This window comes from Pseudomonas sp. R2-7-07 (assembly GCF_003852355.1).
Taxonomy (GTDB): Bacteria; Pseudomonadota; Gammaproteobacteria; order Pseudomonadales; family Pseudomonadaceae; genus Aquipseudomonas.
In genome coordinates this window covers 5167267-5187617 of the sequence record NZ_CP027759.1, presented here as the reverse complement: position 1 = coordinate 5187617, position 20351 = coordinate 5167267, and the positions used below count along the sequence as shown (strand labels likewise).

The window sequence follows — 20351 nt, the reverse complement described above, 5'->3', positions numbered from 1 at the left end:
CTTCACTGTTCTGGAGAGTCTACAGGTTCGGCCGCGTCGTCAGCACTTTGCGCGGCGTCTTCATCACCGATGACGCTTTGGTCGGCATCTTCATCGGTGCTCAGGGAGCTGCTTTCATAGCTGCTGCCCATGTTGGCTTCGAGTTGGTCCAGATAGCCGTTCATGCCCAGGGTGACCACGACGATGAGCATCAACGGGATAAACGCCAGCCACAACGAAGCCAGGATTTTAACCGCTGTGGAGTTGCGGGGTGGGGGCGCACCGTACTGGTTGGCGCCAGTGTTACCCGGCAGTACCAGCAGCAGCAGAGGGAAAACGCTGTTCACCAGCGGCACCAGGTTCAGCAAGTACAGCCAGCCAGACCAACCCAGGTCGTGCAGGCGCTGCACGCCGATTTGCACGCTTACCACGACGAGCGCAACGAACAGTGCAAAGCCCAGCAGCGAGCCGAGAATGATCGCGATCGTTGGCGAGGCAGTGGCCACCGCGAAACCCACGGTGCTGATGATGCCTGCAGCCACAAGCATCGCGACGGTCAGTGCCAGCGTCCAGGCGAGATAGCGCAGGCGACCGATACGCCCGTGGATAGTGAAGACCTTGAGCGTGGCGTACTCGGGCAAGTTATCACCGACCGCAGCGCGTGGCGGTGCGTAAGGCGATGCGGCGGTATGCGAGAAGTCCGAGGCCGATGCGCCTGTTTCGTGGGTTTCGGCAAGGCTGAAAGCCACGGGTTGTTCGGCTTCGATACGTGCCTCGACCCCGGCGTTTTGCAAGGCGGTGAGGTAGGTGTCGGCATCGGCGCGGGACAGATCGCGCTTGAGCGCGACCGGGCGGCCGGTGAAAAGCTTTTCGATCGCTTCGACATCGCTCTTGAACAGCTCGGCGAGGTTCAGTTTGGCGGTGGTGCTTTCGACACCCGGGCGCAAGGCTCCGTCGAACACAATCTTGAAACGGCTGTCGCTCATGCGGGCATCCTTGTCACTTGATCAGGGGAGGGTATGCAGGCTGCCCAATCGGCAGGCCTGGTATTTGGTTCAACGTGGCCAGCGTAATTGTGCCGAGTTTTCGCGTGCCTGGCGGTATTGCGCATCCAGTCGCGCGACGAGTTCATCCACGCTCGGCAAATCATTGATCTCACCGACGCCTTGGCCGGCAGACCATACAGTCTTCCATGCTTTGGCCTCATCGCTCAACGGTTTGAGCTTGGAACCGAGGTTGACCTCGCCTTTGCCTTGAAGGGCAGCGAGATCAAAACCGGCGTTTTCCAGGCTCTGGCGCATAAAGCTTGCAGGTACGCCGGAAACAGCCGGAGTGTGCACGATGTCGGCGGCGCGCGCTGTGAGCAGCATCTCTTTATACGCATCCGGGGCATGGCTTTCGGTGGTACCGATAAAGCGCGTGCCGAGATACGCCAGGTCTGCGCCGAGCACCTGGGCGGCGAGAATCTCCCGACCATGGTTGAGACAGCCGGCCAGCAACAAGGTTTTGTCGAAGAACTGGCGTATCTCGGCAACCAGCGCAAACGGGCTCCAGGTGCCGGCGTGCCCCCCTGCGCCGGCGGCGACCGCGATCAAGCCGTCGACGCCCGCTTCAGCGGCTTTTTCGGCATGGCGACGAGTAGTTACGTCATGAAACACCAGGCCGCCGTAGCTGTGCACGGCATCGACCAGTTCCTTCACCGCACCGAGGCTGGTGATAACGATGGGTACTTTGTGCTCGACGCAGATCGCCAGGTCGGCCGCCAGTCGTGGGTTACTGTTGTGCACGATCAGGTTGACGGCATAGGGCGCCGGGTTATCCAACAGCGCCAGGCCGGCTTCGATTTCCTCCAGCCAGGCCCTGAAGCCGCTGCTTTCGCGTTGATTGAGTGCCGGGAAACTGCCGACGACCCCGTTGCGGCAGCAGGCCAGCACCAGTTGCGGGTTGGAAATCAGGAACATCGGCGCAGCCACCACAGGCAGGCGCAGACGTTGTTCAAGCAGGGCGGGCAGCGACATTGGAGATTCCCCGGGTAATGACGTTAAAACGGTTTGACCACGACCAGAATTACGACCGCCAGCAATATCAGAACGGGCACTTCATTGAACCAGCGATAAAAGACATGGCTGCGGGTGTTTTCGCCACGGGCGAAGCGTTTTACCTGCGCGCCACACATGTGGTGGTAGCCGATCAGCAGGACGACCAGGGTGAGTTTGGCGTGGATCCACGCGCCCGATTGGAAGATACCGGGGTTGAGCACCAGCAACCAGATGCCGAAGACCAGCGTGGCAACCATCGCCGGGCCCATGATGCCCCGGTACAGCTTGCGCTCCATGACGCTGAAGCGCTCCTTGCTGACGGTGTCTTCACTTTGGGCGTGGTAGACAAACAGGCGTGGCAGGTAGAACAGCCCGGCAAACCAGCAGACGATGCTGACGATATGGAAGGCTTTGACCCATAGATAGAGCATTTTTAGTAATTCCCAGGTTCACGGTAGCGAAGATAGTAGTAGCTCATGCGCCCGTACGTCACGTTGGCGGTTGTCGCAGGGCGATACGGCCCCTATTATCGACGGCTTTCCAGTGGGTTCGTTGAGGGCAGGTTTATGGTCAAGGTCGGTATCGTCGGCGGCACGGGTTACACCGGTGTCGAATTGCTGCGTCTGTTGGCTCAGCATCCGCAGGCTGAGGTGGTGGTCATCACTTCACGCTCCGAGGCTGGCCTGGCCGTGGCCGATATGTACCCGAACCTGCGAGGCCACTACGACGGCCTGGCCTTCAGCGTGCCGGACATCAAGACGTTGGGCGCCTGCGATGTGGTGTTCTTCGCCACGCCTCACGGTGTTGCGCACGCGCTGGCCGGCGAGCTGTTGGCGGCGGGCACCAAGGTTATCGATCTGTCGGCGGACTTCCGCCTGCAAGATGCCGATGAGTGGGCCAAGTGGTACGGCCAGCCCCACGGCGCGCCAGAGTTACTGGAGGAGGCGGTGTACGGCTTGCCGGAAGTCAATCGTGAGCAGATCAAGCAAGCCCGCCTGATCGCGGTGCCGGGTTGCTATCCGACTGCGACCCAGCTGGGTTTCCTGCCGCTGCTGGAGGCCGGCTTGGCGGATGCTTCGCGTCTGATCGCGGACTGCAAGTCGGGCGTCAGCGGTGCTGGTCGTGGGGCCGCAGTGGGCTCGCTGTACTCCGAGACGTCGGAAAGCATGAAAGCCTATGCGGTAAAAGGGCATCGTCACCTGCCTGAAATTCGCCAGGGGTTGCGCCGTGCTGCGGGTAAGGACGTGGGCCTGACCTTCGTACCGCACCTGACGCCGATGATCCGTGGGATCCACTCCACGTTGTACGCGACCGTTGTCGATCGCTCGGTAGACCTGCAGGCATTGTTCGAAAAGCGTTATGCCAACGAACCGTTCGTCGATGTGATGCCGGCGGGCAGCCATCCGGAAACCCGTAGCGTGCGGGGCGCCAACGTGTGCCGGATTGCGGTGCATCGTCCGCAGGATGGCGACCTGGTGGTGGTGTTGTCGGTGATCGATAACCTGGTCAAGGGCGCATCGGGCCAGGCGGTGCAGAACATGAACATCCTGTTTGGTCTGGATGAGAAGTTGGGCTTGTCCCATGCGGGCATGTTGCCTTAAGGCGTTCGCCCTGATGCGCAAAAGGCCCGTAAGTCGGGCCTTTTGTATTTTTACGGGGTGCAACGCAGATTGATATACCGTAACAATAGTTGACCGCTTTTCTAGGAGAAGCGGATAATACCGGCCATTACGCATATGGCGGCGCTACGCCGGGAGATTATCAGCATGAGCGTTGAATCCTTCACCCCCACGGCTTTGCAATTCACCCACGGTGCTGCGCACAAGGTGAAGAGCCTGGTCGATGAAGAGGGTAATGATCGCTTGAAGCTGCGCGTATTCGTTACGGGCGGCGGTTGTTCAGGGTTTCAGTACGGTTTTACCTTCGATGAAGATGTGGCCGATGACGACACCATCGTTGAGCGCGAGGGCGTGAGCCTGGTCGTTGATCCGATGAGCTTCCAGTACCTGGCGGGTGCTGAAGTGGATTACCAGGAAGGGCTCGAGGGGTCGCGTTTCGTGATCAAGAACCCTAACGCTACGACGACCTGTGGTTGTGGGTCGTCGTTCTCGATCTGATCGGAAGGCTAATCTGCACGCATAAAAAACGCCGCTTGGCTTTGATAGGCCAAGCGGCGTTTTGCTGCCTGGAGATCAGGCCGGGTAGATCGCGCCCAGCACGCGCAGCCCGCGAGCACCTGTGACGCTAGGGCGGTTCGCGGCGATGCCTTCCAGGCAGCAGTGGGCCAGCCAGGCGAAGGCCATGGCTTCCACCCAGTCCGGGTCTACGCCATAGAGCGCGGTGCTACTGACCTGTGTGGACGGTAGCAGCGCGGCCAATCGATTCATCAGCGTCCCGTTGTGGGCGCCGCCGCCGCATATCAACAGGGTTTCTGTCTGAGGTTGGGCGCTTTGCAGGGATTCGACGATGGTCAGGCTGGTCAGCTCCAGCAATGTGGCTTGCACGTCCTCGGGAAGAAACGCTGGCAGCCCGTCGAGATGTTGCTGCAGCCAACGCAGATTGAAAACTTCCCGGCCGGTACTTTTCGGGCCTTTGGTCGCGAAAAAAGGGTCGCTGAGCAGCGTGTTGAGTAACTGCGGCTGAACCTTGCCGCTGGCTGCCCATTGCCCGTCACGATCAAAGTGTTCGCCACGTTGATGATGAATCCACGCGTCCAGCAAGACATTACCCGGGCCGCAGTCGAAGCCCGATACCGGCCTGCCGGTTTCTATCAGGCTCAGGTTGCTGAAACCGCCGACATTCAACACCGCACGCTTGCCGGTACTTTCACCGAACAGCGCCTCGTGGAAGGCAGGTACCAAGGGTGCGCCCTGACCGCCTGCGGCTACGTCGCGGCTGCGGAAGTCACTGACCACCGTGATGCCAGTCAGCTCGGTGAGCAACGCAGGATTGCCGATCTGTACCGTAAAACCTCGGGCAGGTTCATGGCGGATGGTCTGCCCATGGCTGCCAATCGCGCGGATGTCCTGGGGTGTGAGGTTTTGCTGGTCCAGCAAAGCGCGGATGCCTTGAGCGGCGAGTGTCACCCAGGATTGCTGGGCGATTGCCGAACGGGCGATCTCATCCGGGCCGCTGGCGCACAGGCTTAGCAGCTCGGCGCGCAGAGGGGCAGGCATGGGGATGTAATGGGTGGCGATCAGACTGATCGCCGAATCTTGTTCGATAAGGGCGATATCCAGGCCATCGAGACTGGTCCCGGACATCACACCGATATAACGCGGCATGCCTTAACGCTTCGCCGAAGCCAGCAGGGTGGAGCGCTCCTGATCCATACGGGCCATCAGTGGCTGGCTTTGTTGCATGAAGCGCGCGCGTTCTGCTTTGGCGATCGGGTCGGCCATCGGGAGTTTCTGGCCCAATGGATCAACGTGTACTCCGTTGACCTGGAATTCATAATGCAAGTGCGGCCCGGTGGACAGGCCGGTCGTGCCGATGTAACCGATCACTTGCCCCTGCTTCACGTTGCCACCGGTTTTGACGCCCTTGGCAAACCCTTGCATGTGGCCATACAGCGTACGGTAGGTGTTGCCGTGCTGAATGATCACTGTGTTGCCGTAACCACCGCGACGCCCGGCCAACAGAACCTTACCGTCGCCAGCTGCCTTGATTGGCGTGCCACGGGGAGCGGCATAGTCGACACCTTTGTGAGCGCGGATTTTGTTCAGAATTGGATGCTTGCGACCCATGGAGAAACGCGAGCTAATACGAGCGAAGTCCACCGGTGTACGGATGAACGCCTTGCGCATGCTATTGCCATCTGCGGTGTAGTAACTGCTGTTGCCCTGTTTGTTGGTATAGCGCACTGCGGTGTAGGTTTTGCCGCGGTTGGTAAAGCGCGCAGACAGGATGTTGCCGGTGCCGACCACTTTGCCGTTGGCAACTTTCTGCTCGTAGATCACATCGAATTCGTCACCCTGGCGAATGTCCTGGGCGAAGTCGATGTCGTAGCCAAACACGCTGGCCATATCCATGGTCATGCTGTGGGACAGGCCGGCGCGGGCGGCGGATTGCGACAGCGAGCTATTGATCACGCCGTGTACGTAGGCTGAGCGCATGACCGGTTTGGTGGTGATGCGATTGAAGGCAAAACCCTTTGCGCCTTTGCTCAGGCTGATGCTTTCCAGGTCATTGATATTGGTGTGCAGGTTGTTCAACTGGCCATCGGGCGTCAGTTCGAACTCAAGCTTCTGCCCATGTTTGAGCTGGGTGAATTGCTTGGCTTGCTTATCGGTGGCCAGGACGTCATTGACGGTGGCGGCAGGCAATCCAACCTTTTCGAACAGCGTTGACAGCGTGTCACCTTTACTCACGATCACTTCGCGGTGCTGAGGACTCTTGGCTGCAACTGCTGCGGGCTTTTCCTGGGCGGCTTCCTGAGTCTCTTCAGGCGTGTTTTCAATCTGTGCGAACGGAGACTCAGCAGGGGTATTTGTGGCTTGTTGAGCGTCGGAAGCGTCTTGATCTTGTGTCAGTTGCTCAACAGGGCTTTCCAGGTCGAGGCTTAGGGATGTTCGTTTGGCTTCTACGTCACTGGAAGGGAATACCAGGAGTGCCAGGCTGAGAAGGGCGGCGATACCACTTGCGGCGAGCAGGTGGGTCTTCGGGTAAAGCGGCGGCGCTTTAGACGGTTCAGTGGTCATAGGTATTTTGACTTTGAAGATGAAATGGAAAAGATGAATGACATGATGAAGATGAAATAACTGTATAAAATATAACCAAATCATCTGTGGCGCAAGCTCGCGAACGCTGGGCTTGTGCAATGGTGTCCGTGCGCAGGGCAAAACTTGTAATTAGTCCCTGATCTTGTATGGTTGGTTCCCTTTTGAATCTGAGCCTTGCGGGTCTGTTATGAAGTCGGTTGAAGAGCAGCTAGCGCTGATAAAACGTGGTGCGGAAGAACTGTTGGTCGAAGCTGAGCTGGTCGAAAAGCTCAAGCGTGGCCAACCCCTGCGTATTAAGGCCGGCTTTGACCCAACCGCGCCGGATCTGCATCTTGGCCATACCGTGCTTATTAATAAGCTGCGTCAGTTCCAGGAGCTGGGTCATCAAGTCATCTTCCTTATCGGTGACTTCACCGGGATGATCGGCGACCCGAGCGGCAAGAGCGCAACGCGCCCGCCGCTCACTCGCGAGCAAGTGCTCGACAATGCCGAGACCTACAAGACCCAGGTATTCAAAATCCTTGATCCGGCCAAAACCGAGGTGGCATTCAACTCCACCTGGATGGACCAGATGGGGCCGGCGGACTTCATCCGCCTGACGTCGCAATACACCGTCGCGCGCATGCTCGAGCGCGATGACTTCGACAAGCGCTATTCCACCAATCAGCCGATCGCTATCCATGAGTTTCTTTACCCGTTGGTCCAGGGGTATGACTCGGTAGCTTTGCGCGCGGATGTCGAGCTGGGCGGGACGGATCAGAAGTTCAACCTGTTGATGGGGCGTGAGCTGCAGCGTGCCTATGGGCAGGAAGCTCAGTGCATTTTGACCATGCCGTTGCTGGAGGGGTTGGACGGCGTCAAGAAGATGTCCAAGTCGCTGGGCAACTATGTCGGCATCCAGGAAGCGCCGGGCGTGATGTACGGCAAGCTGGTTTCCATTCCGGATTCGTTGATGTGGCGTTACTTCGAGTTGCTGAGCTTCCGCTCGATGGATGAGATCAATGCGTTGCGTGCTGATGTGGAGGCAGGTGCAAACCCGCGTGATGTGAAGATCAAGCTGGCCGAAGAGATCGTGGCGCGTTTCCATGGTGAAGAGGCTGCGGCCAACGCTCACCGTGCGGCGGGTAATCGTATGAAGGATGGCGAGTTGCCGGACGACCTGCCGGAGATCGAGTTGACGGCGGCAGAGGCAATGCCGATCGCGGCTGTCCTTAATAAGGCGGGCCTGGTGAAGAACTCAGCGGTTGCCCGTGACCTTCTCGGTTCGGGCGGTGTGCGTATAGATGGTGAGGTGGTTGATCGCACCTTTATATACGAGCTGGGCGCGACTCATGTTTGCCAGGCGGGAAAGAAGGCATTTGCGCGTATCACGCTCAAATCCGAATAAGTCGTTAATAAGGGCTTGACGGCGAATTATATCGCTCTATAATTCGCCCCACTTCCGGCGCAGTCGAAACGGAAAACTCCTTGGTAAACAATGAGTTAAGTAGGTTTCGGCAGCAAGTTGCTTCAGTCCATCGAAGCCAAAAGGAAGTTGAAAAAGAGGTGTTGACAGCAGCGTGTAACGCTGTAGAATTCGCCTCCCGCTTACGAGAGATCGCAAGCGCAAGTGGTTGAAGTTGTTGAAGAAATCTTCGAAAACTTCTGAAAATAACCGCTTGACAGCAAATGAGGCTGCTGTAGAATGCGCGCCTCGGTTGAGACGAATAGCTCTTAACCAACCGCTCTTTAACAACTGAATCAAGCAATTCGTGTGGGTGCTTGTGGGGTCAGACTGATGGTCAACAAGATTATCAGCATCACAAGTTACTCCGCGAGAAATCAAAGATGTAACCAACGATTGCTGAGCCAAGTTTAGGGTTTCTTAAAAACCCAAAGATGTTTGAACTGAAGAGTTTGATCATGGCTCAGATTGAACGCTGGCGGCAGGCCTAACACATGCAAGTCGAGCGGTAGAGAGAAGCTTGCTTCTCTTGAGAGCGGCGGACGGGTGAGTAATGCCTAGGAATCTGCCTGGTAGTGGGGGATAACGTTCGGAAACGGACGCTAATACCGCATACGTCCTACGGGAGAAAGCAGGGGACCTTCGGGCCTTGCGCTATCAGATGAGCCTAGGTCGGATTAGCTAGTTGGTGAGGTAATGGCTCACCAAGGCGACGATCCGTAACTGGTCTGAGAGGATGATCAGTCACACTGGAACTGAGACACGGTCCAGACTCCTACGGGAGGCAGCAGTGGGGAATATTGGACAATGGGCGAAAGCCTGATCCAGCCATGCCGCGTGTGTGAAGAAGGTCTTCGGATTGTAAAGCACTTTAAGTTGGGAGGAAGGGCAGTTACCTAATACGTGATTGTTTTGACGTTACCGACAGAATAAGCACCGGCTAACTCTGTGCCAGCAGCCGCGGTAATACAGAGGGTGCAAGCGTTAATCGGAATTACTGGGCGTAAAGCGCGCGTAGGTGGTTTGTTAAGTTGGATGTGAAATCCCCGGGCTCAACCTGGGAACTGCATTCAAAACTGACTGACTAGAGTGTGGTAGAGGGTGGTGGAATTTCCTGTGTAGCGGTGAAATGCGTAGATATAGGAAGGAACACCAGTGGCGAAGGCGACCACCTGGACCAACACTGACACTGAGGTGCGAAAGCGTGGGGAGCAAACAGGATTAGATACCCTGGTAGTCCACGCCGTAAACGATGTCAACTAGCCGTTGGGAGCCTTGAGCTCTTAGTGGCGCAGCTAACGCATTAAGTTGACCGCCTGGGGAGTACGGCCGCAAGGTTAAAACTCAAATGAATTGACGGGGGCCCGCACAAGCGGTGGAGCATGTGGTTTAATTCGAAGCAACGCGAAGAACCTTACCAGGCCTTGACATCCAATGAACTTTCCAGAGATGGATTGGTGCCTTCGGGAGCATTGAGACAGGTGCTGCATGGCTGTCGTCAGCTCGTGTCGTGAGATGTTGGGTTAAGTCCCGTAACGAGCGCAACCCTTGTCCTTAGTTACCAGCACGTTATGGTGGGCACTCTAAGGAGACTGCCGGTGACAAACCGGAGGAAGGTGGGGATGACGTCAAGTCATCATGGCCCTTACGGCCTGGGCTACACACGTGCTACAATGGTCGGTACAGAGGGTTGCCAAGCCGCGAGGTGGAGCTAATCCCAGAAAACCGATCGTAGTCCGGATCGCAGTCTGCAACTCGACTGCGTGAAGTCGGAATCGCTAGTAATCGCGAATCAGAATGTCGCGGTGAATACGTTCCCGGGCCTTGTACACACCGCCCGTCACACCATGGGAGTGGGTTGCACCAGAAGTAGCTAGTCTAACCTTCGGGAGGACGGTTACCACGGTGTGATTCATGACTGGGGTGAAGTCGTAACAAGGTAGCCGTAGGGGAACCTGCGGCTGGATCACCTCCTTAATCGACGACATCAGCTGCTCCATAAGTTCCCACACGAATTGCTTGATTCATTGAAGAAGACGAAAAGAAGCAGCCCGAAATTGGGTCTGTAGCTCAGTTGGTTAGAGCGCACCCCTGATAAGGGTGAGGTCGGCAGTTCGAATCTGCCCAGACCCACCAATTTTGTGTGGGAAACGCCTGTAGAAATACGGGGCCATAGCTCAGCTGGGAGAGCGCCTGCCTTGCACGCAGGAGGTCAACGGTTCGATCCCGTTTGGCTCCACCACTACTGCTTCTGTTTGTAGAAAGCTTAGAAATGAGCATTCCATCGTTGTGATGGTGAATGTTGATTTCTAGTCTTTGACTAGTTCGTTCTTTAAAAATTTGGGTATGTGATAGAAAGATAGACTGACCGTTACTTTCACTGGTAACGGCTCAGGCTAAGGTAAAATTTGTGAGTCGCTCTTAATTGAGTATGATCGAATTTTCGGCGAATGTTGTCTTCACAGTATAACCAGATTGCTTGGGGTTATATGGTCAAGTGAAGAAGCGCATACGGTGGATGCCTTGGCAGTCAGAGGCGATGAAAGACGTGGTAGCCTGCGAAAAGCTTCGGGGAGTCGGCAAACAGACTTTGATCCGGAGATGTCTGAATGGGGGAACCCAGCCATCATAAGATGGTTACCTTACACTGAATACATAGGTGTATGGAGCGAACCAGGGGAACTGAAACATCTAAGTACCCTGAGGAAAAGAAATCAACCGAGATTCCCTTAGTAGTGGCGAGCGAACGGGGACTAGCCCTTAAGTGGCTTTGAGATTAGCGGAACGCTCTGGAAAGTGCGGCCATAGTGGGTGATAGCCCTGTACGCGAAAATCTCTTAGTCATGAAATCGAGTAGGACGGAGCACGAGAAACTTTGTCTGAATATGGGGGGACCATCCTCCAAGGCTAAATACTACTGACTGACCGATAGTGAACTAGTACCGTGAGGGAAAGGCGAAAAGAACCCCGGAGAGGGGAGTGAAATAGATCCTGAAACCGTATGCGTACAAGCAGTGGGAGCCCACTTTGTTGGGTGACTGCGTACCTTTTGTATAATGGGTCAGCGACTTATTTTCAGTGGCGAGCTTAACCGAATAGGGGAGGCGTAGCGAAAGCGAGTCTTAATAGGGCGTCTAGTCGCTGGGAATAGACCCGAAACCGGGCGATCTATCCATGGGCAGGTTGAAGGTTGGGTAACACTAACTGGAGGACCGAACCGACTACCGTTGAAAAGTTAGCGGATGACCTGTGGATCGGAGTGAAAGGCTAATCAAGCTCGGAGATAGCTGGTTCTCCTCGAAAGCTATTTAGGTAGCGCCTCATGTATCACTGTAGGGGGTAGAGCACTGTTTCGGCTAGGGGGTCATCCCGACTTACCAAACCGATGCAAACTCCGAATACCTACAAGTGCCGAGCATGGGAGACACACGGCGGGTGCTAACGTCCGTCGTGAAAAGGGAAACAACCCAGACCGTCAGCTAAGGTCCCAAAGTTATGGTTAAGTGGGAAACGATGTGGGAAGGCTTAGACAGCTAGGAGGTTGGCTTAGAAGCAGCCACCCTTTAAAGAAAGCGTAATAGCTCACTAGTCGAGTCGGCCTGCGCGGAAGATGTAACGGGGCTCAAACCATACACCGAAGCTACGGGTATCACGTAAGTGATGCGGTAGAGGAGCGTTCTGTAAGCCTGTGAAGGTGAGTTGAGAAGCTTGCTGGAGGTATCAGAAGTGCGAATGCTGACATGAGTAACGACAATGGGTGTGAAAAACACCCACGCCGAAAGACCAAGGTTTCCTGCGCAACGTTAATCGACGCAGGGTTAGTCGGTCCCTAAGGCGAGGCTGAAAAGCGTAGTCGATGGAAAACAGGTTAATATTCCTGTACTTCTGGTTATTGCGATGGAGGGACGGAGAAGGCTAGGCCAGCTTGGCGTTGGTTGTCCAAGTTTAAGGTGGTAGGCTGGAATCTTAGGTAAATCCGGGATTCTAAGGCCGAGAGCTGATGACGAGTTGTCTTTTAGACGACGAAGTGGTTGATGCCATGCTTCCAAGAAAAGCTTCTAAGCTTCAGGTAACCAGGAACCGTACCCCAAACCGACACAGGTGGTTGGGTAGAGAATACCAAGGCGCTTGAGAGAACTCGGGTGAAGGAACTAGGCAAAATGGCACCGTAACTTCGGGAGAAGGTGCGCCGGTGAGGGTGAAGGACTTGCTCCGTAAGCTCATGCCGGTCGAAGATACCAGGCCGCTGCGACTGTTTATTAAAAACACAGCACTCTGCAAACACGAAAGTGGACGTATAGGGTGTGACGCCTGCCCGGTGCCGGAAGGTTAATTGATGGGGTTAGCTAACGCGAAGCTCTTGATCGAAGCCCCGGTAAACGGCGGCCGTAACTATAACGGTCCTAAGGTAGCGAAATTCCTTGTCGGGTAAGTTCCGACCTGCACGAATGGCGTAACGATGGCGGCGCTGTCTCCACCCGAGACTCAGTGAAATTGAAATCGCTGTGAAGATGCAGTGTATCCGCGGCTAGACGGAAAGACCCCGTGAACCTTTACTATAGCTTTGCACTGGACTTTGAATTTGCTTGTGTAGGATAGGTGGGAGGCTTTGAAGCGTGGACGCCAGTTCGCGTGGAGCCAACCTTGAAATACCACCCTGGCAACTTTGAGGTTCTAACTCAGGTCCGTTATCCGGATCGAGGACAGTGTATGGTGGGTAGTTTGACTGGGGCGGTCTCCTCCTAAAGAGTAACGGAGGAGTACGAAGGTGCGCTCAGACCGGTCGGAAATCGGTCGTAGAGTATAAAGGCAAAAGCGCGCTTGACTGCGAGACAGACACGTCGAGCAGGTACGAAAGTAGGTCTTAGTGATCCGGTGGTTCTGTATGGAAGGGCCATCGCTCAACGGATAAAAGGTACTCCGGGGATAACAGGCTGATACCGCCCAAGAGTTCATATCGACGGCGGTGTTTGGCACCTCGATGTCGGCTCATCACATCCTGGGGCTGAAGCCGGTCCCAAGGGTATGGCTGTTCGCCATTTAAAGTGGTACGCGAGCTGGGTTTAGAACGTCGTGAGACAGTTCGGTCCCTATCTGCCGTGGACGTTTGAGATTTGAGAGGGGCTGCTCCTAGTACGAGAGGACCGGAGTGGACGAACCTCTGGTGTTCCGGTTGTCACGCCAGTGGCATTGCCGGGTAGCTATGTTCGGAATAGATAACCGCTGAAAGCATCTAAGCGGGAAACTAGCCTCAAGATGAGATCTCACTGGGACCTTGAGTCCCCTGAAGGGCCGTCGAAGACTACGACGTTGATAGGTTGGGTGTGTAAGCGCTGTGAGGCGTTGAGCTAACCAATACTAATTGCCCGTGAGGCTTGACCATATAACACCCAAGCAATTTGTTGCTCCTAGTTGAAAGACGAAAGAGGCCAGATTGCGGTGTGTGAAGACGCAATGAACCGAAAGTTCGATGCTCACGAAACACCGAATTCTATCCCATACCCAATTTGCTGAAGCGAGGCCATCTGGTCACGACTCAGTACCCGAATTTCTTGACGACCATAGAGCATTGGAACCACCTGATCCCATCCCGAACTCAGTAGTGAAACGATGCATCGCCGATGGTAGTGTGGGGTTTCCCCATGTGAGAGTAGGTCATCGTCAAGATTAAATTCCGAAACCCCATTTGCGAAAGCAGGTGGGGTTTTGTTTTGGGCGGTCGAAAAGTGCCAGGGGTATATATCTCCGGCTGGGGATGTGCGGCCTTTCTATGCAATGCCTCTTCGCATGGCTATTATGCGTGCCTCATTGTGAGGCGATACCTGCATGCTTACGCTGTTAGAACTTCTGAAAGATGGCCGATTCCATTCCGGAGAGGCGCTGGGTGCCGCCCTGGGCGTTAGCCGCAGTGCCGTGTGGAAGCAGCTTCAGCTTCTTGAGGCTGAATTGAATCTGCCTATTCATAAGGTGCGTGGTAAGGGATACCAGCTAGCATCGCCGCTGGTATTTTTGAATGCAGAAGAAATTACGCGAAGTGTGCCTTCGTTGCCGTGGCCTATCCACATTCATGACTCGATTGATTCCACCAACGCTGAGGCGTTGCGCTTGGTGGGTGCCGCGCAAGCCGCGCCGGTTCTGGTATTGGCTGAGCAGCAAACAGCCGGCCGGGGCAGGCGTGGCCGAAAGTGGGTCAGTCCATTCGCCCAAAACATCTATTACAGTCTCGTGCTGCGTATTGAGGATGGCCTCGGGCAATTGGAGGGCTTGAGTCTTGTGGTGGGTTTGGCGGTCATCCAGGCTTTGCGAGAGTCGGGTGTGCAGGGCGCAGTCTTGAAATGGCCAAACGACGTACTGGTCGGGCAGAAGAAGATTGCTGGAATATTGCTGGAGTTGGTGGGGGATCCGGCAGACATCTGTCACGTGGTTGTCGGCATCGGCATCAACGTGAATATGCAGAAGGCCGAGGTTGACCAGCAATGGACGTCGGTACAGCTTGAGACGGGTTCTGCTGCTGATCGTAATGCCTTGGTGGCCCAAGTCAGCTTGCAGCTCCAGCGCTACCTGGATCGGCACAGGGAGTCTGGCTTTTCAGCTCTCCAGGAGGAGTGGGAGAGCAATCATGCATGGCAAGGGCGAGCGGTATCGCTTATCGCCGGTGTGAGTCGTATTGATGGAGTGGTACTCGGTGTTGACCGTCAAGGTGCGTTGCGCTTGAGCGTTGACGGTGTTGAGAAAACTTACAGCGGCGGTGAGCTAAGCCTGAGGTTGCGTGATGATTCTTGAGCTCGACTGTGGGAATAGCTTTATCAAATGGCGAGTGCTGGGTGTCGACAGGGTGGCCGCCGTGGCGGAGGGCGTTGTCGGTTCGAATCTCGCATTGATTGAAAGCCTGAATGCGGTGCCGGATATGTCGCTCACCCGTTGCCGGCTGGTGAGCGTTCGTGCGCTGGAGGAAACAAACAAGCTGGTCGAGACATTGGTCGAGGCTTTTGGCATCACTGTTGCCTGCGCGACATCAGCTGCGCAGATGGCGGGCGTTCGCAATGGCTATGACGATTTCGAGCGGCTTGGTCTGGATCGTTGGCTGGCGATCCTTGGTGGGTACAAGTTGGCGTCAGGCGCTTGCCTGGTGCTGGATTTTGGCACTGCGGCGACTGCCGATTTTATCGATGCCGATGGCGAACACTTGGGAGGTTTCATTTGCCCAGGCCTGCCTCTCATGCGCAACCAGCTGCGCACGCATACCCGCAAGATACGCTACGACGATGCTGCTGCTGAGCGTGCTCTGGAACGTCTATCGCCTGGACGTACAACCGCCGAGGCGGTCGAGCGTGGCTGTACACTGATGCTAAGGGGGTTTGTGTTGACACAGATCGAGCTTGCCAGAGGTTATTGGGGAGACGACTTCACGGTGTTCCTGACTGGTGGAGATGCTGACCTGGTGTTCGACGCTGTGCCGCAGGCGCGGCTTGTTCCTGATCTGGTATTTATTGGTCTGGCAATGGCGTGTCCGTTGTTATGAGGTGTTTATGCGTTGGCTGTTCCTGCTTCTACTGATCCTCAACGTCTTTTATTACATATGGCATCAGCAAGAGGCGCCATTGCGCGCCAAGGACGTCACCCCGCTGAGCCTTTATCGTGGCTCCCAGCAGGACATACGATTGCTTAGTGAATCTTCCGAAACGATGGCTCGCAGGGATCGTGCAAAAACGCCCGACACGCAAAATTCCTGCCTGTACATCGGAGGATTTACCGATCAGCGTCAAGCGCAAGCTGTCGAGCAGCGCCTCACCAGCCTGGATATAAAGGTCAAGGTTCAATTGCTGAACATGCCTGAGGCCAGCGGTTACTGGCTTCGAGTGGCCCCTGAAAGCAGGCGCTTGGCGGATGATCTGCCCTTTGAAAACCTTGCTAAGGAATTCAATGAGTTAAAACACAAAATAATGCTGTGCGAAGGCATTGCAACTCTCGAATAGTTTGCATAGAATGGCGCCCGCTTCGCAGTGAAGACCTTCAGAGGCTTTGGTGGGAAGTGACGTCAATGCAGCTAACCTCATAATTTAAATGAGAAAATGCTTGACAGAAGGTCGGCGTGATGTAAAATGCCGGCTCGCTTAGGAGGGGTTCCCGAGCGGCCAAAGGGATCAGACTGTAAATCTGACGTCTACGACTTCGAAGGTTCGAATCCTTCCCCCTCCACCATTTTAGCGTGAGCTGCAAGCTCCGCGGGTATAGTTTAGTGGTAGAACCTCAGCCTTCCAAGCTGATGATGCGGGTTCGATTCCCGCTACCCGCTCCAAGTTTGCAGGTTGTGCACGGTGTTTTGCTCTTGTAGCTCAGTTGGTAGAGCACACCCTTGGTAAGGGTGAGGTCAGCGGTTCAAATCCGCTCAAGAGCTCCATATAACAAGGCAGATATGAAAATATCTGCCTTTGTTTTAACGGCTGCCTCGGCTTGTGTCATGTTGTTTCTGGCGTTGGTTGTCAGTTGATTTCAAGTCTGTTGGGGTTGGTTGTTGTAAAGTCTTTTTCGGGCCTGCATAATGGTCGGCCTGATTTTGTTTTAGGTCAGTAGCTCAATTGGCAGAGCGACGGTCTCCAAAACCGTAGGTTGGGGGTTCGATTCCCTCCTGACCTGCCAGATTCACGTGGTGTGTCTGGCTTTCTTTTCACAGGATCTTCATAGATGACTCCTAAGGCTGAAGCTCAAAGCTCTCGTTTCGATCTGTTCAAGTGGCTCGCCGTAGTCGCCTTGGTGGTCGTAGGCGTTGTTGGCAATCAGTACTATTCTGCTTCGCCGATCCTGTACCGCGTTCTCGCTTTGCTTGCCCTTGCTGCTGTAGCTGCCTTTGTAGGTCTGCAGACCGCTAAAGGCAAGTCTTTCGCGGTCCTGGTAAAGGAAGCTCGCACCGAAATTCGTAAAGTCGTTTGGCCGACTCGCCAAGAAACCACACAGACCACATTGATTGTCGTGGCTGTCGTTCTGGTTATGGCGTTGCTGTTGTGGGGGCTTGATTCCCTGCTCGGCTGGCTTGTTTCCTTGATTGTTGGCTAAGGGTGTCCCGTGGCTAAGCGTTGGTACGTTGTGCATGCTTACTCGGGTTACGAGAAGCATGTTATGCGCTCTTTGCTGGAGCGCGTAAAGCTGGCAGGCATGGAAGATGGCTTCGGCGAAATTCTGGTTCCCACTGAAGAAGTGGTTGAAATGCGGAATGGTCAGAAGCGCAAGAGTGAACGCAAGTTCTTCCCTGGCTACGTGCTGGTACAGATGGACATGAACGAAGGTACTTGGCACTTGGTCAAGGACACTCCTCGTGTCATGGGTTTCATTGGCGGTACCGCTGATAAGCCTGCGCCGATCACTGACAAAGAGGCGGAAGCAATTCTGCGTCGTGTTGCTGATGGTAGCGACAAGCCTAAGCCGAAGACGTTGTTCGAGCCGGGTGAGGTTGTTCGTGTTACAGACGGTCCGTTCGCTGATTTCAACGGCACTGTCGAAGAAGTTAACTACGAAAAGAGCCGGATCCAAGTGGCAGTGCTCATTTTCGGTCGCTCTACTCCGGTAGAGTTGGAGTTCAGTCAGGTCGAGAAGGTCTAGCTGAGCAAGCATCCCAACCCCGCAGCCTAGGCTGTGGGGTTTTGTCGTCACTGGGATAAACGCGCAAGTAACCGGGGAGCCTTTCGAGGCGTTCGAACCCGTAATTGGAGTGCCTCATGGCCAAGAAGATTACCGCTTACATCAAGCTGCAAGTGAAGGCCGCTCAGGCCAACCCTAGCCCACCCGTCGGTCCAGCTCTGGGTCAGCACGGCGTGAACATCATGGAATTCTGCAAGGCTTTCAACGCCCGTACTCAGGGTCTTGAGCCAGGTCTGCCGACTCCAGTGATCATCACTGTATACAGCGACCGTAGCTTCACTTTCGAAACCAAGTCGACTCCGGCTTCGGTTCTTCTGAAGAAAGCTGCTGGTCTGACTAGCGGTTCCGCTCGTCCGAACACCGTTAAGGTTGGCACCGTAACTCGTGCTCAGCTGGAAGAAATCGCGAAAACCAAAAACGCGGATCTGACTGCAGCTGATATGGATGCAGCCGTGCGTACCATCGCCGGTTCTGCTCGTAGCATGGGCCTTAACGTGGAGGGTGTGTAATGGCTAAGCTGACCAAGCGCCAAAAGGCTATCGCTGGCAAAATCGAAGCGGGCAAGGCCTACAATTTTGTAGACGCTGCTGCTCTGCTGACCGAGCTGTCGACTGTCAAGTTCAGCGAGTCCGTTGACGTTGCTGTGAACCTGGGTGTTGACCCACGTAAATCCGACCAGGTCGTTCGTAGCGCTACTGTGCTGCCACACGGTACTGGCAAGACCGTACGTGTTGCCGTTTTCACCCAAGGCCCGGCTGCTGAAGCTGCTCTGGCCGCCGGCGCCGATCGCGTTGGCATGGACGACCTGGCTGCCGAAATGAAAGGCGGCGACCTGAACTATGACGTCGTTATTGCCTCCCCGGATGCAATGCGCGTTGTAGGTCAGTTGGGTCAGATCCTGGGTCCACGTGGCCTGATGCCTAACCCTAAAGTCGGTACCGTAACGCCAGACGTAGCTACCGCGGTTAAAAACGCCAAGGCTGGTCAGGTTCGTTATCGCACCGACAAAAACGGCATCATTCACACCTCCGTTGGCAAAGTCGGCTTCGATGCCGTCAAGCTGAAGGAAAACGTTGAAGCCCTGATCGCTGATCTGAAGCGTATCAAGCCTGCTTCCTCGAAAGGTATCTACGTCAAGCGCGTTACCCTGAGCACCACTATGGGCCCAGGTCTGGTCATCGACCAAGGCTCGCTGGACGTATAAGACACAGGTTGGCGCAAGTGATTGCGCCAATTGAAAGATTGGGGTCCCTGCCTGGCGGGGGCTATCCAAGACCGTAGGCGACGTAAGTCTTAAACCAACAAGCCTACGCAGATGGTGCTCCCGGTTCCTTACCGAATCAGACACCAAAACGACATCAGGCCTAGGCCGGATGAAACGGTAACAAGCAGGAGTTAAACCCGTGGCAATTAATCTCGAAGACAAGAAGGCCATCGTCGCTGAAGTCAACGAGGCTGCCAAAGCTGCTCTGTCCGCTGTCGTGGCTGATGCCCGTGGTGTGACAGTAGGCGCTATGACCGGACTCCGTAAAGAGGCTCGTGAAGCTGGCGTGTACGTACGTGTTGTACGTAACACCTTGCTCAAGCGCGCCGTTGCTGACACTGAATACAGTGTGCTCAACGACGTGTTCACCGGCCCGACTCTGATCGCGTTCTCCAAAGATCATCCAGGCGCTGCTGCCCGTTTGTTCAAGGAATTCGCCAAGAGTCAGGACAAGTTCGAGATCAAGGCAGCTGCGTTCGAGGGCAAGTTCCTCGCAGCTAACCAAATCGACGTACTGGCAACACTGCCGACCCGCGACGAAGCCATTTCGCAGCTGATGAGCGTGATTCAAGGCGCTACCAGCAAGCTGGCTCGTACTCTGGCTGCAGTTCGCGAGCAAAAAGAAGCTGCCGCAGCCTAAGGCTGAGCAACTTCTCTCGCGTATTTTTGTTTATTTCGATGGCCGCGTAGGCCGTCCCCCAATTCAGGAAATACAGCAATGTCTATCTCCCAAGACGATATCCTCAACGCCGTAGCTGAAATGTCGGTTCTGCAGGTTGTTGAGCTGATCAAAGCTTTCGAAGAAAAATTCGGCGTTTCCGCTGCCGCTGCTTCCGCTGGCCCAGCTGTTGCTGCTGTCGCTGCTGAAGAGCAAACCGAATTCAACGTCATGCTGCTGGAAGCTGGCGAGAAGAAAGTAAACGTGATCAAGGCAGTACGTGAACTGACCGGTCTGGGCCTGAAAGAAGCCAAGGCTGTAGTTGACGGCGCTCCTGCCCAGGTTCTGGAAGCTGTGTCGAAAGACGCTGCTGACAAAGCCAAAGCTACTCTGGAAGAAGCAGGCGCTAAAGTCGAGCTGAAGTAAGCATCGACCTTGCGTCTCCAGCCCACGCTTTAAGCTGAAGGCTGATGGCTGGTGGCTCTTGCCACCGGCCTTTTTCCGTTCTTGGCTGACGACTCGGTCGCCGCCATTAACGCGCTGTAGCCACCCGATGCGGTGGTGCAAACCATGGGGTTTGCAAGATTTTCTGGCTGCTCCCGTCGGGAGG

Annotated in this window: 17 protein-coding genes, 6 tRNA genes and 3 rRNA genes; 21 read left to right on the top strand and 5 right to left on the bottom strand. The window is 55.4% G+C overall.

Translation table 11 applies throughout. The features are described 5' to 3' along the window. Positions 1-2 precede the first annotated feature (2 nt). The 3 genes from C4J86_RS23880 to hemJ form a co-directional block, all read right to left on the bottom strand. Entirely contained in the window at positions 3-965 is a 963-nt protein-coding gene (locus C4J86_RS23880; RefSeq protein ID WP_124368538.1) for a DUF805 domain-containing protein, read from the bottom strand. Positions 966-1034: 69 nt separating this feature from the next. Next, complete coding sequence (locus tag C4J86_RS23875) at positions 1035-1997, bottom strand: nitronate monooxygenase family protein (RefSeq protein ID WP_124372029.1); 963 nt, start codon at positions 1995-1997, stop codon at positions 1035-1037. 23 nt (positions 1998-2020) lie between these two features. Then, positions 2021-2449: a protoporphyrinogen oxidase HemJ gene (gene hemJ / locus C4J86_RS23870; protein WP_124368536.1), complete on the bottom strand. Its 429-nt coding sequence runs from the start codon at positions 2447-2449 to the stop codon at positions 2021-2023. A 135-nt stretch (positions 2450-2584) separates the two neighbouring features. Between hemJ and argC the strand changes: the two genes are divergently transcribed. Next, entirely contained in the window at positions 2585-3619 is a 1035-nt protein-coding gene (gene argC / locus C4J86_RS23865; protein ID WP_010206935.1) for an N-acetyl-gamma-glutamyl-phosphate reductase, read from the top strand. A gap of 165 nt (positions 3620-3784) precedes the next feature. Continuing rightward, a complete protein-coding gene (gene erpA, locus C4J86_RS23860; protein ID WP_003176443.1) occupies positions 3785-4135 on the top strand; it encodes an iron-sulfur cluster insertion protein ErpA in 351 nt (116 codons plus the stop codon). Between the two features lie 75 nt (positions 4136-4210). On the opposite strand, the gene C4J86_RS23855 is transcribed toward erpA, so the two are convergent. Both C4J86_RS23855 and C4J86_RS23850 read right to left on the bottom strand, forming a co-directional pair. Further along, positions 4211-5302, bottom strand: a complete 1092-nt coding sequence (locus C4J86_RS23855; protein ID WP_124372028.1) for an anhydro-N-acetylmuramic acid kinase — start codon at positions 5300-5302, stop codon at positions 4211-4213. A gap of 3 nt (positions 5303-5305) precedes the next feature. Next, positions 5306-6718 (bottom strand): peptidoglycan DD-metalloendopeptidase family protein, encoded by a 1413-nt coding sequence (locus C4J86_RS23850; RefSeq protein ID WP_124365211.1) that lies wholly within the window; start codon positions 6716-6718, stop codon positions 5306-5308. A 208-nt stretch (positions 6719-6926) separates the two neighbouring features. Between C4J86_RS23850 and tyrS the strand changes: the two genes are divergently transcribed. The 19 genes from tyrS to rplL all read left to right on the top strand — a co-directional run bounded on the left by tyrS (position 6927) and on the right by rplL (position 20167). Beyond that, complete coding sequence (gene tyrS / locus C4J86_RS23840; RefSeq protein ID WP_124364620.1) at positions 6927-8126, top strand: tyrosine--tRNA ligase; 1200 nt, start codon at positions 6927-6929, stop codon at positions 8124-8126. Between the two features lie 497 nt (positions 8127-8623). After that, a 16S ribosomal RNA gene (locus C4J86_RS23830) occupies positions 8624-10160 on the top strand. A gap of 82 nt (positions 10161-10242) precedes the next feature. Next, positions 10243-10319: transfer RNA gene (locus C4J86_RS23825), tRNA-Ile, on the top strand. 30 nt (positions 10320-10349) lie between these two features. Continuing rightward, a tRNA-Ala gene (locus C4J86_RS23820) sits at positions 10350-10425 on the top strand. Positions 10426-10674: 249 nt separating this feature from the next. Further along, positions 10675-13566 (top strand): 23S ribosomal RNA (locus tag C4J86_RS23815). A gap of 168 nt (positions 13567-13734) precedes the next feature. Next, positions 13735-13850, top strand: a 5S ribosomal RNA gene (rrf, locus tag C4J86_RS23810). Together the 16S, 23S and 5S rRNA genes with 2 tRNA genes alongside form the textbook arrangement of a ribosomal RNA operon. 159 nt (positions 13851-14009) lie before the next feature. Next, a complete protein-coding gene (gene birA, locus C4J86_RS23805) occupies positions 14010-14966 on the top strand; it encodes a bifunctional biotin--[acetyl-CoA-carboxylase] ligase/biotin operon repressor BirA (protein ID WP_124372027.1) in 957 nt (318 codons plus the stop codon). Then, on the top strand, positions 14956-15705 hold the full coding sequence (locus tag C4J86_RS23800; protein ID WP_124372026.1) for a pantothenate kinase: 750 nt from the start codon (positions 14956-14958) through the stop codon (positions 15703-15705). Before birA ends, C4J86_RS23800 begins: the two co-directional genes overlap by 11 nt. 7 nt (positions 15706-15712) lie before the next feature. Beyond that, positions 15713-16159 (top strand): hypothetical protein, encoded by a 447-nt coding sequence (locus C4J86_RS23795; RefSeq protein WP_124364617.1) that lies wholly within the window; start codon positions 15713-15715, stop codon positions 16157-16159. Positions 16160-16300: 141 nt separating this feature from the next. Then, positions 16301-16385: transfer RNA gene (locus C4J86_RS23790), tRNA-Tyr, on the top strand. A gap of 23 nt (positions 16386-16408) precedes the next feature. After that, positions 16409-16482, top strand: a tRNA-Gly gene (locus tag C4J86_RS23785). 26 nt (positions 16483-16508) lie between these two features. Further along, positions 16509-16584 (top strand) — tRNA-Thr (locus C4J86_RS23780). 163 nt (positions 16585-16747) lie between these two features. Next, positions 16748-16823, top strand: a tRNA-Trp gene (locus C4J86_RS23775). A 45-nt stretch (positions 16824-16868) separates the two neighbouring features. After that, on the top strand, positions 16869-17237 hold the full coding sequence (secE, locus tag C4J86_RS23770; RefSeq protein ID WP_005791990.1) for a preprotein translocase subunit SecE: 369 nt from the start codon (positions 16869-16871) through the stop codon (positions 17235-17237). A 9-nt stretch (positions 17238-17246) separates the two neighbouring features. Beyond that, on the top strand, positions 17247-17780 hold the full coding sequence (gene nusG / locus C4J86_RS23765; protein WP_003176436.1) for a transcription termination/antitermination protein NusG: 534 nt from the start codon (positions 17247-17249) through the stop codon (positions 17778-17780). A 116-nt stretch (positions 17781-17896) separates the two neighbouring features. Beyond that, the gene (rplK, locus tag C4J86_RS23760) at positions 17897-18328 is read left to right on the top strand and encodes a 50S ribosomal protein L11 (protein WP_003176435.1); all 432 of its coding nucleotides are present in this window, start codon (positions 17897-17899) and stop codon (positions 18326-18328) included. Further along, positions 18328-19023 carry a 50S ribosomal protein L1 gene (rplA, locus tag C4J86_RS23755; RefSeq protein ID WP_003232403.1) on the top strand — a complete coding sequence of 232 codons (696 nt, stop codon included), beginning with the start codon at positions 18328-18330 and terminating at the stop codon, positions 19021-19023. The genes rplK and rplA overlap by 1 nt, the downstream gene beginning before the upstream one ends. 199 nt (positions 19024-19222) lie before the next feature. After that, entirely contained in the window at positions 19223-19723 is a 501-nt protein-coding gene (gene rplJ, locus C4J86_RS23750) for a 50S ribosomal protein L10 (RefSeq protein WP_003232405.1), read from the top strand. Positions 19724-19801: 78 nt separating this feature from the next. Then, positions 19802-20167, top strand: a complete 366-nt coding sequence (rplL, locus tag C4J86_RS23745) for a 50S ribosomal protein L7/L12 (protein ID WP_003176432.1) — start codon at positions 19802-19804, stop codon at positions 20165-20167. Positions 20168-20351: the final 184 nt, after the last annotated feature.

Excerpts from the sequence above, each read along its gene's own strand:
- tyrS (WP_124364620.1), top strand. The coding sequence starts at position 6,927 with ATGAAGTCGGTTGAAGAGCAGCTAGCGCTGATAAAACGTGGTGCGGAA.
- C4J86_RS23875 (WP_124372029.1), bottom strand. The coding sequence starts at position 1,997 with ATGTCGCTGCCCGCCCTGCTTGAACAACGTCTGCGCCTGCCTGTGGTG.
- secE (WP_005791990.1), top strand. The coding sequence starts at position 16,869 with ATGACTCCTAAGGCTGAAGCTCAAAGCTCTCGTTTCGATCTGTTCAAG.
- hemJ (WP_124368536.1), bottom strand. The coding sequence starts at position 2,449 with ATGCTCTATCTATGGGTCAAAGCCTTCCATATCGTCAGCATCGTCTGC.
- erpA (WP_003176443.1), top strand. The coding sequence starts at position 3,785 with ATGAGCGTTGAATCCTTCACCCCCACGGCTTTGCAATTCACCCACGGT.
- C4J86_RS23795 (WP_124364617.1), top strand. The coding sequence starts at position 15,713 with ATGCGTTGGCTGTTCCTGCTTCTACTGATCCTCAACGTCTTTTATTAC.
- C4J86_RS23850 (WP_124365211.1), bottom strand. The coding sequence starts at position 6,718 with ATGACCACTGAACCGTCTAAAGCGCCGCCGCTTTACCCGAAGACCCAC.
- rplK (WP_003176435.1), top strand. The coding sequence starts at position 17,897 with ATGGCCAAGAAGATTACCGCTTACATCAAGCTGCAAGTGAAGGCCGCT.
- rplA (WP_003232403.1), top strand. The coding sequence starts at position 18,328 with ATGGCTAAGCTGACCAAGCGCCAAAAGGCTATCGCTGGCAAAATCGAA.
- C4J86_RS23855 (WP_124372028.1), bottom strand. The coding sequence starts at position 5,302 with ATGCCGCGTTATATCGGTGTGATGTCCGGGACCAGTCTCGATGGCCTG.
- argC (WP_010206935.1), top strand. The coding sequence starts at position 2,585 with ATGGTCAAGGTCGGTATCGTCGGCGGCACGGGTTACACCGGTGTCGAA.
- birA (WP_124372027.1), top strand. The coding sequence starts at position 14,010 with ATGCTTACGCTGTTAGAACTTCTGAAAGATGGCCGATTCCATTCCGGA.
- rplL (WP_003176432.1), top strand. The coding sequence starts at position 19,802 with ATGTCTATCTCCCAAGACGATATCCTCAACGCCGTAGCTGAAATGTCG.
- C4J86_RS23800 (WP_124372026.1), top strand. The coding sequence starts at position 14,956 with ATGATTCTTGAGCTCGACTGTGGGAATAGCTTTATCAAATGGCGAGTG.
- C4J86_RS23880 (WP_124368538.1), bottom strand. The coding sequence starts at position 965 with ATGAGCGACAGCCGTTTCAAGATTGTGTTCGACGGAGCCTTGCGCCCG.